At 72.9% G+C, this 13,223-nt stretch carries 12 protein-coding genes; 4 read left to right on the top strand and 8 right to left on the bottom strand.

Annotated elements, in window-relative coordinates; translation table 11 throughout:
- Nucleotides 1–2: 2 nt before the first annotated feature.
- From ABD798_RS13940 to def, 3 genes are read right to left on the bottom strand one after another with little or no spacing between them, the layout of a single operon-like run.
- Nucleotides 3–1,433 carry an RsmB/NOP family class I SAM-dependent RNA methyltransferase gene (locus ABD798_RS13940; RefSeq protein WP_344874625.1) on the bottom strand — a complete coding sequence of 477 codons (1,431 nt, stop codon included), beginning with the start codon at nt 1,431–1,433 and terminating at the stop codon, nt 3–5.
- Entirely contained in the window at nt 1,430–2,371 is a 942-nt protein-coding gene (fmt, locus tag ABD798_RS13935) for a methionyl-tRNA formyltransferase (protein ID WP_344874623.1), read from the bottom strand. Before fmt ends, ABD798_RS13940 begins: the two co-directional genes overlap by 4 nt.
- Nucleotides 2,371–2,922, bottom strand: coding sequence for a peptide deformylase (def, locus tag ABD798_RS13930; RefSeq protein ID WP_344874621.1), 552 nt, complete (start codon nt 2,920–2,922; stop codon nt 2,371–2,373). The genes fmt and def overlap by 1 nt, the downstream gene beginning before the upstream one ends.
- 82 nt (nt 2,923–3,004) lie before the next feature.
- Between def and ABD798_RS13925 the strand changes: the two genes are divergently transcribed.
- The 4 genes from ABD798_RS13925 (at nt 3,005) to ABD798_RS13910 (ending at nt 7,299) form a co-directional block, all read left to right on the top strand.
- The gene (locus ABD798_RS13925) at nt 3,005–3,616 is read left to right on the top strand and encodes an RNA polymerase sigma factor (RefSeq protein ID WP_344874619.1); all 612 of its coding nucleotides are present in this window, start codon (nt 3,005–3,007) and stop codon (nt 3,614–3,616) included.
- Entirely contained in the window at nt 3,613–4,947 is a 1,335-nt protein-coding gene (locus tag ABD798_RS13920) for a hypothetical protein (RefSeq protein WP_344874617.1), read from the top strand. The genes ABD798_RS13925 and ABD798_RS13920 overlap by 4 nt, the downstream gene beginning before the upstream one ends.
- Nucleotides 4,948–5,128: 181 nt before the next feature.
- Nucleotides 5,129–6,058: a DMT family protein gene (locus ABD798_RS13915; RefSeq protein WP_344874615.1), complete on the top strand. Its 930-nt coding sequence runs from the start codon at nt 5,129–5,131 to the stop codon at nt 6,056–6,058.
- Complete coding sequence (locus ABD798_RS13910) at nt 6,055–7,299, top strand: glycosyltransferase (protein WP_344874613.1); 1,245 nt, start codon at nt 6,055–6,057, stop codon at nt 7,297–7,299. Before ABD798_RS13915 ends, ABD798_RS13910 begins: the two co-directional genes overlap by 4 nt.
- Before the next feature lie 3 nt (nt 7,300–7,302).
- On the opposite strand, the gene ABD798_RS13905 is transcribed toward ABD798_RS13910, so the two are convergent.
- From ABD798_RS13905 to ABD798_RS13885, 5 genes are all read right to left on the bottom strand, one after another.
- Nucleotides 7,303–9,282, bottom strand: a complete 1,980-nt coding sequence (locus tag ABD798_RS13905) for a primosomal protein N' (protein ID WP_344874611.1) — start codon at nt 9,280–9,282, stop codon at nt 7,303–7,305.
- Nucleotides 9,283–9,596: 314 nt separating this feature from the next.
- Nucleotides 9,597–10,241: a response regulator gene (locus tag ABD798_RS13900; protein ID WP_344874609.1), complete on the bottom strand. Its 645-nt coding sequence runs from the start codon at nt 10,239–10,241 to the stop codon at nt 9,597–9,599.
- Entirely contained in the window at nt 10,238–11,386 is a 1,149-nt protein-coding gene (locus ABD798_RS13895; RefSeq protein WP_344874607.1) for a hypothetical protein, read from the bottom strand. The genes ABD798_RS13900 and ABD798_RS13895 overlap by 4 nt, the downstream gene beginning before the upstream one ends.
- Nucleotides 11,379–12,566, bottom strand: coding sequence for a sensor histidine kinase (locus tag ABD798_RS13890; RefSeq protein WP_344874605.1), 1,188 nt, complete (start codon nt 12,564–12,566; stop codon nt 11,379–11,381). The genes ABD798_RS13895 and ABD798_RS13890 overlap by 8 nt, the downstream gene beginning before the upstream one ends.
- Nucleotides 12,567–12,619: 53 nt before the next feature.
- Complete coding sequence (locus ABD798_RS13885; protein WP_344874603.1) at nt 12,620–13,162, bottom strand: class I SAM-dependent methyltransferase; 543 nt, start codon at nt 13,160–13,162, stop codon at nt 12,620–12,622.
- Nucleotides 13,163–13,223: the final 61 nt, after the last annotated feature.

Raw genomic sequence — 13,223 nt, 5'->3', positions numbered from 1 at the left:
CCCTACTGCTCCGGACGGCGGAACAGTGCGCAGAACATCGCGTCAGTGCCGTGCCGGTGCGGCCACAGCTGCACGTACGGCCCGTCGCCGAGGTCGGGGACGCCGGGGAAGTGCTCGCGCGCGTCGATCACCTCGAACTGGGCGCGGCGCGCGGCGTCCACGGCGATGCCGACGGTCTCGGACAGGTGCGGCGAGCAGACCACGTAGCCGACCACGCCGCCGGGCCTGACCAGCCGGAACGCCGAGCGCAGCAGCTCGCGCTGGATCTTGGTCAGCCCGCCGACGTCCTCGGGCTTGCGCCGCCAGCGCGCCTCGGGACGCCTGCGGAGCGCGCCGAGGCCGGTGCACGGGGCGTCGACCAGCACGCGGTCGAAGGAGCCCTCGGGCAGCTCGGGCTCGCGGCCGTCGCCGACGTGCACGGTGACCGGGAGGCCCTCGGTGGCCTGGCGGACGAGCTTGGCGCGGTGCTCGGCCTGCTCGACGGCGTCGAGGGTGCCGCCCTGGATCGCCACGAGCGAGCCGAGCAGGTTCGCCTTGCCGCCCGGGCCCGCGCACAGGTCCAGCCAGCGCTGGTCGCCGCCGGTCACGGGGACGCGGCTGAGCGCGACCGCGACGAGCTGGCTGCCCTCGTCCTGCACGGCGGCGAGGTGCTGGCGGACCGGTTCGAGGTCGCCGGGGTCGCCGGAGTCCAGGTGCACGCCGTAGGGCGAGTACGGCGCGGGCTCGCCGCCGGTGATCGCGGCCAGCTCGTCCGCGCTGATCTCCCCGGGCCTGCCGAGCAGGTGCACGCCGGGCCGGGTGTCGTCGGCCGCGAGCGCCTCGGCCAGCTCACCGCGAGCGCCGCCGAGCGCGTCGGCGAAGGCCTGGGCGATCCACTTGGGGTGCGCCGTGCGCAACGCCAGGTGGCCGACCGGGTCGGTGTCGGCGGGCGGGGCGAGCTGCTCGACCCACGCCTGCTCGTCCTGCTGGGAAACCTTGCGCAGCACGGCGTTGGCGAAGCCGCCCGCGCCGCCGCCGGCCTCGACCCTGACCATGTCCACACTGGAGGCGACGGCGGCGTGCGCGGGAATCCTGGTGCGCAGCAACTGGTACGCGCCGAGCCGCAGCACGTCGAGCACCCGTCCGTCCACTTCGGACAGAGGACGGTCGGAGCACGCCTCGAGCACCGCGTCCAGCAGGCCCTGCGCACGGCTGGTGCCGTAGCCCAGTTCGGTGGCCAGCGCCGCGTCCCTGCCGGTGATCTTGCGCTCCCGCAACAGCTTCGGCAGCACGAGGTTGGCGTAGGCGTCGCGCTCGCGCACCGCGCGCAGCGTCTCCAGCGCGGCCATCCGCGCCGGGTCCAGCTCGGGAGGGCGCCTCGGCGATTCGGTCCGCCCGCGCGGCGGTCCCGAGTTGCGCGAGCCGCCCCGCCTGCGTGGCTGGTTGAAGGTCATCCGAGTCGTTCTCCAGCTTCGATGCGGGTGCCGCGCGCCCAGTCGGTGGCGGCCATCCTCTTCTTGCCCTGCGCTTGCACGTCGCTGAGCTGCACGGCGGTGGTGGCGGTCCCGACGAGCACGCGCTTCTTCTCCACGCGCAGCTCACCCGGTGCCAAGCCGGTTGCAGCCGTGTCCCCCGCCGGGACGGGCAGCACCGGGCCGAGCTTGAACCGCTCCTCGCGGAACAGCGCCCACGCCCCGGGCTCCGGGGTCACTCCGCGCACCAGGCGGTCGACCGCGGTGGCGGGCGCGGTGAAGTCCACGCGCGCGTCATCGACGGTGACCTTCGGTGCCAGGCTGACGCCCTCGGTGGGCTGGTCGACGGCGACCAGCGTGCCGTCCTCGATGCCGTCCACAGTGGACAGCAGCAGGTCCGCGCCGGAGATCGAGAGGCGCTCCAGCAGCTCGCCCGCGGTGTCGCGCTCGCGCACCTTCTCCGTCACCACACCGAAAACCGGTCCCGCGTCGAGCTCGCGCACGATGCGGAAGGTGCTGGCGCCGGTGATCTCGTCGCCGTGGCGCACGGCCGACTGCACGGGCGCGGCGCCGCGCCATGCGGGCAGCAGCGAGAAGTGCAGGTTGACCCAGCCGTGCTTGGGGATGTCCAGCGACCGCTGCGGCAGCAGAGCGCCGTAGGCCACCACCGGGCAGCAATCGGGCTCCAGCTCGGCGAGCCTAACCAGGAAGCCGGGATCGCCCGCCTTGGCCGGGGTGAGCACCTCGATGCCGTGCTCGTCGGCCAGCGCGCCCACGGGCGAGCGCTGCATCTTCTTGCCGCGACCGGCGGGCGCGTCGGGGCGGGTCACCACCGCGACCACCTCGTGCCGGGGCGAGTCGAGCAGCGCGCGCAACGCGGGCAGCGCGACCTCGGGCGTCCCCGCGAAGACCAGCCTCATCACACGCCTCCCTTGCCGAAGAACGAGTGCGGGCTCTCCTTGATGACCGGGACCCCGCCGTCGAACCACTCCGCCTCGCGGATCTCGCGCAGCGCCCGCTTCCTGGTCTCGGCGTCGAGCCGGTCCACGAACAGCACGCCGTCGAGGTGGTCGCTCTCGTGCTGGATGCAGCGCGCCAGCAGGTGGCTGCCCTCGACCTCGACCGGCTCGCCGTGCATGTTCCAGCCCTTGGCCACCACGTGCAGGTGCCTGCGGCAGTCCCAGCTCATCCCGGGGATCGACAGGCAGCCCTCCGGGCCGTCCTGCTCCTCCTCGCCCACCACGTCGAAGGTCGGGTTGATCAGGTGCCCGGCGAAGCCGTCGCAGTGGTAGGTGAACACGCGCAGGCTCACCCCGATCTGCGGGGCGGCGATGCCCGCGCCGCCCTGGGCCTCCATGGTGTCCCAGAGGTCCCGCACGAGACCGCGCAGCTCCTTGTCGAAGTCCACCACCTCGGTGGCCCTCGTCCTCAGGACGGGATCACCGAACAGGCGAACGGGCTGAACGGTCACGGGTCTCCTCTCAAGAAAGTGACCACAGTCTACGAACCTGATGGGGACGCAACGGCGGTGGGCGGTGCGGCCACTCACCGGTATGACGACTGCGACGAGGCTGCTCGCGGTGACGGAACGGAGCGTGCCGGTGACAGAACCCCCAGGCGACCGCGAGCTGTGGCTGCGAGCGGCCAACGGCGACCGCGACGCCTTCGGCGAGCTGTTCGAACGGCACGCCGAGGCCGTGTGGAACCACGCCTACCGGTTGACCGGCTCGTGGGCCACCGCCGAGGACCTCGCCTCCAACACCTTCCTGACCGCGTGGCGCAAGTGCGGCGAGATGGTCCTGGTCTCCGAGAGCGCGCTGCCCTGGCTGTACACGGTCGCCGGGAACCTTGCCCGCACGGAGTCGCGCAGGCTCTTGCGCTTCCGCCGCGCGGTGGACCGGCTCCCCGACCCCGGGGTCGTGCGCGACCACGCCGACGGCGTCGCCGAGCAGGTGGACGGCGACCGCCGGGTGCGCGAGGTGCTCGCCGCCGTCGACCGGCTGCCGAAGGGCGAGCGCCAGGCCGTGCAACTGTGCCTGCTCGGCGAGCTGTCCTTCTCCGACGCCGCGTCCGCGCTCGGCATCGCCGAGTCCAGCGTGCGTGCCCGCATCTTCCGCGCCAGGGCGAAACTGCGCGCGGTCCTGCCAGAGGGAGCCTCCCGATGAGCGAGTTCGACCTCCCCCCGAAGCGCCAGCTGCCCTTCGACGTGCGCGCGAGCATGCGGGCCAAGCTCAACGAGGAGCTGAACCGGCCCCGGCGCCGCTCCCGCAAGTCCCTCGGCGCCCTGTTCGCCACCTTCGCGCTGCTGACCGGCACGGCCGTCGGCGGTCCCCTGCTGCTCGGCGCCGGTGACGAAGGACTCCAGGACGGCGGCATGCCGAACTTCGACGCCGGTCAGCACGACAGGAGCGTCAAGGAGCTGACCGCGCGCAAGGACGTGGACCTGGAGCGCTGCCGCCAGGCCGCACGGGCCAGCGGCCGGACCGGGACGTTCCCCGACCCGGCTCGCTGGCGGGCGGTCTTCCGGTTCTCGTCCATGTCGACCGGAGCGATCACGGCCGTGCTCGCCGGCGACCGCCCGGTGTTCTGCGAGGCCTCGCGAACGCAGGTGAACCTGTGGGCGGCCGACTCCGCGGCGGACTCGACCGACCACCAGATCAAGATTCACGCGGTCTCCAGCTCCGGGTTCCTGCTCGGCAGCACCAGCCGCGACTCCGTGGCGATCGACACCCGGGTCGACAGCTACGAGGTGCGCGGCGGCGTCCCGAACATCTCCTACGCCAACCAGCGGACGACCGTCATCGAGGGACTGTTCGTGGTGGTCCCTCCCAAGGAGTCCGGCGCGATGACCATCACCGCGGGTGGTGTGCGGCAGCACCGGGTGACCAAGCTGGGCACCCGCAGGCAGCCGCCCAGCCCGGCGATCCTCGTCACCGATCAGGGGCGCACGACTGACCGGAGTTCCTCGCTGGGCGTGGAGCTGGGGGCGTGCATCACCAGGGCGTCCGCTCTCGGCTCCCGGCCGGTGGCCGACGCGGAGAACTGGGAGCCGGCGTTGCGGCTCGACCTCGGCACGCGCGGCACCGCCGTGGTGGCCAGGCTGGACAACCAACTCGGCGTGTGCAAGACCGTGGGTGGTGCGAGCTCGTTCGGAGCCGTGTTCACCGACGGCTCCCAGCGGTTCGAGCGGCCGGTCTCGGCCGAGGAGCCGGTGGTGCCGGGTTCTCTCCTGGTCGACGGGCTGCTCATCACCAGGTTCTCCGGGCGCGTCGCGCCGGAGGTGCGGTCGATGACCCTGCTCGGCCCCGAGGGCCAGGAGCTGCGGACCCTGATCGGCAACGGGGTCTTCGTCGCGCTCCCGGTCCAGCCGATGACCCTGAGCGAGGAGGCCGAGGCCAAACGTCCACTGCCCAACGAGAGCTGGCGGGCCCGGATCGTCGAACGGGGACCGAACGGCACCGATCGCACGAGGGTGGTGCCCGCCTTCAAGTACTGACGCCCTTCAAGTGCTGAGGCCCACTCCCGTGGGTTGTTCACGGTGACATCCGGAAGCGGTGCTGTGGCTACCCCCAGGAAACCCTGGGGGGTGATCCTGAGTTCGCACCGAGAGTTCCGGGTAGTCCGGGGGTATTCCCTGATGGTTCCGTTCGGCGACGCGCACAAGAGTTGGTCGTGTGATGGAACTGACCGTGCTTGCCGTTGCGCTGGCCGCGCTGGGCGCCTGCTGCTACGCGGGTGCCGCTCGGTTGCAGCACTCCGCCGTACGGGCTTCCAGCACCGGGGAGAGCCTGAAAATGGCTTCACTGCTGGGTTTGCTGCGCGACCGGCGGTGGCTGACCGGTCTGTCGCTGCTCGTCGGCGGCACCGTGCTGCACGCCGTCGCGGTGGCCATCGGACCGCTGATCGTGGTCCAGCCGGTCGGGGTGCTCGCCCTGGTGCTCGCGGCCGTGCTTGACGCCCGCCAGTCCGGCGAACCCCTTACCGCACAACGTCTTGCGCCCGTGCTCACCGCGACGCTCGGCATGGGCCTGTTCGTGGCGCTCGCCGCTGGCAACGCCACCTCCTCGCTGCCACCGCTGACCGCCGCCACCGACGCGCTGCTGATCACCGTCGGCCTGCTCGCGGTGCTCGGCCTCGTCGGCGCGCTGAGCTCCAAGGGCCTGCGCTGCCTCGCGCTCGGCGTGGCGGGCGGTGTCTCCTACGGACTGATCTCGGTCCTCATCCGCCTTGTCGCACAACGATTCCAGCTCAGCGGGGAGATCGACCCGCTCGCCGTGCTCGGCGTGGCCGGGGCGCTGCTCGTCGGCGGCTGGTGCGTCCAGCAGGCCTACGCCAGCGGGCCCCCGCACATGGTGGTCGCGTGCCTGACCGTCCTCGACCCGCTGGTCGCGGTGGGCATGGGCGTCGGACTGCTCGGCGAGGCAGCGGGCACCAGCCCCGCCGTCGCCGTCCTCGAACTGGCCTGCGCCGCCGTCGCGCTCGCCGGAGTCACCCTGATCGCCTTGCGCGACAACAAGAACCCAGCACCACCGAGTGCGACCGATCCCGAGCGGGTGCTCACCGCCGCTCACGCCAGCTCACCCCTCACGGACAGGACCGAACCATGACCAGCAACCGTCCCCTGCGGATCGTCATCGGCGCCGACACCTTCCCGCCGGACGTCAACGGTGCGGCCAACTTCGCCCACCGGCTCGCGGTCGGCCTCGCCTCGGTCGGCCACGAGGTGCACGTGCTGTGCCCGGCTCCCGCCGCCGACGCCGAGATGCTGGCCGGGGTGAACGCCGTCGACGGGATCACCGTGCACCACCTGAAGTCCTACAGATGGCCGTTCTACGACAACTTCCGGTTCTCGGTGCCGTGGAAGGTGAAGGCCGAGACCGAGGAGCTGCTGTGGCAGATCCGCCCGGACGTGGTGCACTCGCAGGCGCACTTCGTCGTCGGCCGTGCGCTGTCGAAGACCGCGCCCGCACTGGGAATCCCGCTCGTGGCGACCAACCACTTCATGCCGGAGAACCTCTTCGCGCACGCCAAGGTCCCGCGCTGGTTCCGCAGCACCGCCTCGAAACTCGCCTACCGCGACCTCGCCAAGGTCTTCGGCAGGGCGCAGGTGGTCACCGCTCCGACGCCGAGGGCGGTGGAGCTGTTGCAGGCCAACAAGCTCGGCCGCGAGGCCCTGGCGATCTCCTGCGGCATCGACATCGACAAGTACAGCAGCGGCACCCCCGTCGCGCGGACCCCGGGCGCTTCCAAGACGATCCTGTTCGTCGGCCGCCTCGACGAGGAGAAGCGCGTCGACGAGCTGCTGCGCGCCATGGCGAAGCTGCCCGAGGAGCTGGACGTCCGCGCGGAGATCGTCGGCGGCGGCAGCTGCGAGAAGCCCCTCGCCGCACTGGCGGAGGAGCTCGGCATCACCGACCGCGTGCGCTTCCTCGGCCGGATCAGCGACGAGGAGCTGGTGCAGGCCTACGCCCGCTGCGACCTGTTCTGCATGCCCGGGATCGCGGAGCTGCAGAGCCTGGTCACCATGGAGGCGATGGCCGCGGGCAAGCCCGTGGTGGCCGCCGACGCGATGGCGCTGCCGCACCTGGTGCACCCCGGCCGCAACGGCTGGCTGTTCCCGCCCGGCAACGTGCTGGTGCTCGCCGCGCGCCTGGCCCAGGTCCTGGGCGATGAGCAGATGCTCAAGCGGATGGGCGCCGCCAGCGCGGAGATGATCGCCGAGCACGCGATCTCCGCCACCTTGGAGCGCTTCGAAGCCTTGTACCGCAATGTGATCACCGACGCCCACGGCGAGCTCCGGGTGGTCCCGCTCATCGAGCCCACCCCCGCGCTCCGCCGCACCGCGTAAGGCTCAGACCAGCTCGGGCGGGTCGAAGCGGACCCGCACCGGGTTGGTCTCCTTGCGGGCGGTGCGCACGCCCTGCGCCTCCGCAAGCGCCTTGGCCAGCAGCCGTCCGTCGCGGCGGGGCACGCGGATCAGCGCGCGCTCCTTCTCGGCGACCCCGTCCGCGCTCTCCGGCCCGAGCGGGACCGGGCCGAGCACCTCGGCGGACTCCGGCAGCTGTGCGGTCTCCAGGAACTGGTCGATCGCCTCCGGGGTGCCGTCGACCGTGCCCATCCGCACGGCGGGCGGGAAGCCGAGCTCGTGCCGCCCGGCCAGCTCCTGGCGCGCGTGCCACACCGGGTCCCACCGCACGAGGGCCTGCACCGGAGCGATCGAGGACTCCGCGATGACCACGACCTTGCCCCCGTCCACCCCGGGCTTCACCAGCGCGGCGGCGGTGAGCCACTTGCGGAGCGCCTCCTCGGTGGCGCGCAGGTCCGCGCGGCCCAGCAGCGCCCAGCCGTCCAGCAGCAGCGCCGCGCCGTAGCCGCCCTCCGCGACCGGCTCCGCGCCCGGCGTCGACACGACGAGCGCGGGCTTGCCCGGCACCGAGGCCAGCACCTCGTCCGCGCCCGACGTGCGGACGACGATGCCGGAGAACGCGCGCCCCAGCTCCTCCGCCGTGCGCTTCGCGCCGATCACCGCCGCGCGCATGCGGCGCGAGGAGCACCCCGGGCACACGAACGACGCTTCGCTGACGCCGCACCACCGGCACGCCGCCGGTCTCGGCTGGTCCTCCCGCGAGCCTCCGGGCAGTGCCAACGGCCCCGCGCAACGACGGCAGCGCGCGGGCTCACGACAGTTCGCGCAGGTCAACGACGGCACATAACCCCGCCGTGGCACCTGGATCAGCACAGGAGCCCCCGCTGCCAACGCCGAGCGCGCGGCGTCGAAGGCGATCGACGGCAACCGTGCCGAACGCGCACCGGGATCGCGCTCAAGCTGCGTATCGGTCTCCCCGATCGAAGCCACTCGCGGCGCCGCTGCCCTGATCTGTTCGCGCGAGCCGACGATCTCGTGCGCCCACCCCGTGTCCACCAGCAGCTGTGCCTCGGTCGTGCGCGCGAAACCCGCCACGAGCAACGCCGCCCCGTTCGCGTGCGCGCGCTGCGCGAGGACTTCGCGGGCGTGCGGGTACGGCGAGCGCGGCTCGTAGTGCAGGTCGTCCCCGTCGTCCCAGATCACCAGCAGCCCCGGGTCGTGCACCGGCGCGAAGGCCGTCGCACGCGTTCCCACGACCACGCGCACCGCTCCGCGCAACACCGCCAGCCATCTGCGGTAGCGCTCCGCCGGGCCGAGGTCGGCCGACAGCGCCACCACGCCTTCCGCGCCCATCAACGCTTCGCAGGCCTTGTGCACGCGCGTCAGGTCGCGGTGGTCCGGCACCACGATCACCGCTCCGCGCCCCGTCGAAGCCACCGTCGCGGCGGCTTCGGCGAGCCTCGCCGGCCAGTCCTCCCCCGGCAGCGCCTGCCACACCGCGTGCGCGGCCCTGCCCGCCAGCGCCGCGTCCAGGAACGCCTTGCCGCGCGGGTAGGCGTGCCACACCTCGGCCGCAGGCGCTTCCGGCACGCGCGCGGGCTCACGCGGCGGCTCGGCCTCCACCTTGGCGTGCCTCGGCGGGATCGCCAGCCGCAGCACGTCGATCATCATGCCCGCGCCCCGGTCCGCGACCGAGCGGGCCAGCTTCATGATCTCCGGCGCCAGCACCGGCTCCGGCGAGACCACTCTGTCCAGATAGGACAGTCGCCCGCCGAACTCCGACGCCTCCACGCGCTCCAGCACGTAGCCGTCCACCAGCTGCCCCGCGAAGCGCACCCGCACGCGCACCCCCGGAACCACGTCCGCGTCGACATCGCTGGGCACCAGGTAGTCGAACGGGCGGTTCAGGTGCGCCAACGGCACGTCCACGCAGATCCGCGCGCACGGCAGCGACTCAGCGGGCACGCGCTCCCCCTTGCGCTTCGCCCGCGCCCCTCCACCCGGTTTCCCAGCCACCCCGCTGGTGTACCAGAGCCCACCGACGCCCGCTCCACCCGCCAGCGGTTCACCACCCCGAACCCCCGGCCGGTACAGGCGTCTTCAAGACCGGCAAACCCCACCCGCGGCGGTCTCCAACCGCAGCAAACCCACGGCTGACCGGGCAGCCCCGAACCCACCGACAGACGCCACCCGAAGCGGGGTTCACCACCGTTGACGACCGCCAGAACGGGGGTTCGGTGGTCTTGAAGACCGGCAAACCCCGGCGGACCTCGGCGTCCTCAGAGGTCGGAGACGTCGATCAGGCCGTCCTGGATGGCGCGCGCCACGAGGGCCGCCTTGGTCGGGGCGTCGCGCCCGGCGTTGGCGTACTTCACCCGCACGCGGTCGATGTAGGAGTTGACCGTGCGCACGGACAGCGAGAGCTTGCGCGCCACCATCTCTTTGGACTCGCAGTGGAACCACTCGATGAGCACGTCCACCTCGCGCGGCGCGAGCTTCGGCCGGTGTCCCCTGCTGTCGGTGCCGAGCGCCCCGGCCAGCGCGGGCGTGGTGTACGGCAGGTCGTGCGCGGCGGCCCGAACGGCGCCGACGAGGTGCTTCTCGCCCTCGGCCTTGGTCACGTAGCCGCTCGCGCCGATGTCCAGGCAGGCCAGCGCGGTGTCGGGGTCGTCGCGCATGGTGTAGACGACCACCTTGCGGCCGTCGTCGACGAGCCGGCGCAGGTCCCCGAAGGCGGGCGTGCCCCCGGCGAGCTGGAGGTCGAACACCACGACGTCGGCCAGCGAGCCGGGCTCCAGCCAGGCCGCGCGCACGTTCACCCCCGTGCTGACCACCTTGATCGGCGGGTTGGCCGACGCGCACCACACCCGCACCCCGGCCGCGATGGCCGGGTGGTCGTCGATCACCACCACCGTGATGCTCATGCCCGCCACGTCACCTCGACCCACATCCGGCCCTCGTCGGTCATCGTCGTCATGCCGAGCCCGGGGCAGCCCACCGCGGTCACCTGCGTGGTGTCGGGGCAGTCGGAGACGACGCTGACCGACACCCGGTCCGGCCATCCCGCCACCGTCACCCGGGCCGTGCGCGTGGTCGCGACGAGCACGGCGAGCACCGGCTCGGTCAGCGCGCGACGCACCTGCTTGCTCAGCGCGGGGCGTTCCCCCCGCACCGCGAGCGACACCGTGATCCCGTTGCGCTCCACCAGGTCGATGCACGCCTGGAGCTGGTGCACCAGCGGGTCCGGCACGTCGTCGCCCTCGGCGAACAACCGTCGCATCCTCGCCGCCTCCAACGCGCACGAGCGGCGCACCCGCTCGTCCTCCGGGTTCAGCGCCCCGGTCGCCAGCCCGGCGAGCAGCGGCGCGGTCGTGGTGGCCAGCGCCGTGTAGCGCAGCCGCTGTTCGGCGTGCAGCCGTTGCGCCACAGCCTCTTCCGTGCGCAGCTTCTCCTCGTGCTCGGCGATCCGCGCCGCGTCCTCGGCGGAGCGCCGCAGCAACGTCGCCGCGTGCCCGACGGCGAGCTGGAAACCCCACACGATGACCGTCTGCACCGCCATGCCGACGAGGGTGGCGCGATCGGTCTGCCCGGCGATCGCCACCTGCCCCACCGTGATGAGGTAGTGGGTGACCAGCAGGGCGGCGAGCGGGCGCGCGCCGAGGTCCAGCGTCAGCAGCACCGCCATCCACCCCAGCGGCCCGAACGACCAGTGCGCCTGCCCGATCAGGTGGGGCGCGGGCACCGCCGCCGTCGCCACGATCGAGACGAGGAACACCGCCCCCGCCAACGGCCAGCGCCACCGGCCGGGTGTGATCTCCAGCCACGCCAGGGCACCGAAGCCCAACGCGATCACCACGAACACCGCGAGCGCGCCGAGCTGAACCCATGCCGGGCGGTAGACGCCCATGTGCACCAACAGCATCGGCAGGCTCAGTCCGAAGAGGACGGCCAGCGTGATGGCGGCGACCGCGAGGCGCAGTCCGCGCAGGATGTGCGCGGCGGCACGCTCCGGCGACGTGCTCTCGGGGACCGCCGTCGCGGCCGTGGCGGGTGCGGCGAGGTCAAGCACGCGGCCACTCCAGCCGCACGCTCGTGCCCGCGCCAGGACTGCTCGCGATCACCGCGCGCCCTCCGACCGCCTTCAGCCGTTCCACCAGCGAGTGCGTCAGCCCGCGCCGCTGCGGTGGCACGTGCTCGGGCTCGAACCCGCATCCGCTGTCGAGCACCTCCACCACCACACCGCCGTTGCGCCGCGACGACACCCGCACCAGCGCGTTGAGCACGCCGGAGTGCCTCGCCACGTTGTTCAGCGCCTCCCGCGTCGCCCGGCACACCGCCACCGCGACCACGGCGGGGACCGCGAGCCCGGCGGTGCCGCGCCAGTCCACGCGCAGCGGGCTCTGCTCGATGACGTCCTCCAGCAGCCGCACCAGATCCACATCGCCCGCGGTGGTGCTCGGCAGCCCGGAGCCGCTGAGCACGTCGAGGTCCCGCGCGGCCTGCTCCGCCAGCCACGTCGCGTGCCCGTCGAGCACTCCGGCTCCGACCATCAGCAACGTCGCCGCGGCGGTGTCGTGCAGGTTCGCCAGGTGCACGCGCTCGTCAGCGCGCACGGCCGAGGCGATCGCCGACTGCCTGCGGGCCAGCTCCTGAGCCGCCGTCGCCCGGTCCGTCCTCCGCCCACCGCGCCGCACGAACATGTACAGCCCGTACGACAACGCGGCCTCGACGAGCATCCACAGCGCCAACGGCAGCGCTTCCGGCCAGCGCGTCGGAGCGGCCAGCGCGGCGCCGAGGAGGTAGGCCGCCACCAGGAACACCGTCACCGGCGCCGACACGAGCGCGCGCACGTGCCACTGGTGCGTGACGACCACGATGGACACGACCACGAGCACCCAACTGGTGCCGTTGTACAGCGCTTCGCCCTGGACCACCCACGGCTGCGCCAGGCAGACCCCGGCCAGCACCACCGCGTCCGCCGCGATCACCACAGGTCCGCGCGGCAGGCGCACGTACACCGCGTTCCAGGCGTTGAGCCCCACCGCGACCGCCAGGGTCACCGGCACCGCGTCCGGGCTGACCGCGAGCAGCGACAGCACGCTGCACGTCGCGATCACGACCGTGCGAACGACACCCGCGTAGCGCAGCCCGAGCCGCCGCAGTTCCCGCTCCGCTGGCCCCAACGTCCACCCGCCCCAGCTCTTTCGTGACGCACCACCGTAGCGATCAAGCTCGCCGATGGGGAGCACCCGAACCCCGGACCACCCAGGCCGATGCATGACTTCAGCAGGCGCCGAAGGGGTTAGCGACGGCGGAAGACCAGGTAGCGGACGGTGCGGGGTTGGGGGACGGGGGTGTCGGCGGGCAACGGGGAGTCGGCGAGAACGGAGGCGCCCAGGGTGGGGAGAGAGCCCAGGTCCTGAGCGGGGCGCCAGCGGTCGGCCACGGCCACGCAGTCGGCGATCACCTCGCGAGGGGTGATCGAGAGCGTGCCGGAGACCTCGATCGGGTCCTCCGCCACGAGCCCCAGATCGGTCAGCGCGGCAGCGACCTGGTCCGGGCCGGAGATGTCCGCGCGCACGTCGTCGCGGGGCAGCCCGGCCTCCGAAGCGCGGTCGTAGAAGGCGTTGGACAGCTCGCGCAGCGGCCCGGTGTAGAGCGGCCAGCCCAGCGACAGGCACACGCGGCCGCCGGGAGCGAGCACGCGCGCGATCTCCGCGAGCGCGCTCCGCCACTCGGCGATGTGGAACAGCACGCGCGCGATGTGCACACCGGCGACGGAGCCCGAGGCGTGCGGCAACGCGGTCGCGCTGGCCTTGGTGAAGGTCGAGCCGGGAACGGGCACCTGCCGCCAGTCCTCGACGTCGGTCAGCTCGAAGCGGACCCCCCCGCGCGGCGATCTCCGC

Origin of the sequence: Allokutzneria multivorans (genome assembly GCF_039537405.1) — a bacterium.
Taxonomy (GTDB): domain Bacteria; phylum Actinomycetota; class Actinomycetes; order Mycobacteriales; family Pseudonocardiaceae; genus Allokutzneria; species Allokutzneria multivorans.
This window is presented reverse-complemented; position numbering and strand designations above follow the sequence as displayed.

Coding starts and splice junctions, on each gene's coding strand:
- ABD798_RS13910 (WP_344874613.1), top strand. CDS start 6,055: ATGACCAGCAACCGTCCCCTGCGGATCGTCATCGGCGCCGACACCTTC.
- fmt (WP_344874623.1), bottom strand. CDS start 2,371: ATGAGGCTGGTCTTCGCGGGGACGCCCGAGGTCGCGCTGCCCGCGTTG.
- ABD798_RS13920 (WP_344874617.1), top strand. CDS start 3,613: ATGAGCGAGTTCGACCTCCCCCCGAAGCGCCAGCTGCCCTTCGACGTG.
- ABD798_RS13900 (WP_344874609.1), bottom strand. CDS start 10,241: ATGAGCATCACGGTGGTGGTGATCGACGACCACCCGGCCATCGCGGCC.
- ABD798_RS13915 (WP_344874615.1), top strand. CDS start 5,129: ATGGAACTGACCGTGCTTGCCGTTGCGCTGGCCGCGCTGGGCGCCTGC.
- ABD798_RS13925 (WP_344874619.1), top strand. CDS start 3,005: ATGACGACTGCGACGAGGCTGCTCGCGGTGACGGAACGGAGCGTGCCG.
- ABD798_RS13940 (WP_344874625.1), bottom strand. CDS start 1,433: ATGACCTTCAACCAGCCACGCAGGCGGGGCGGCTCGCGCAACTCGGGA.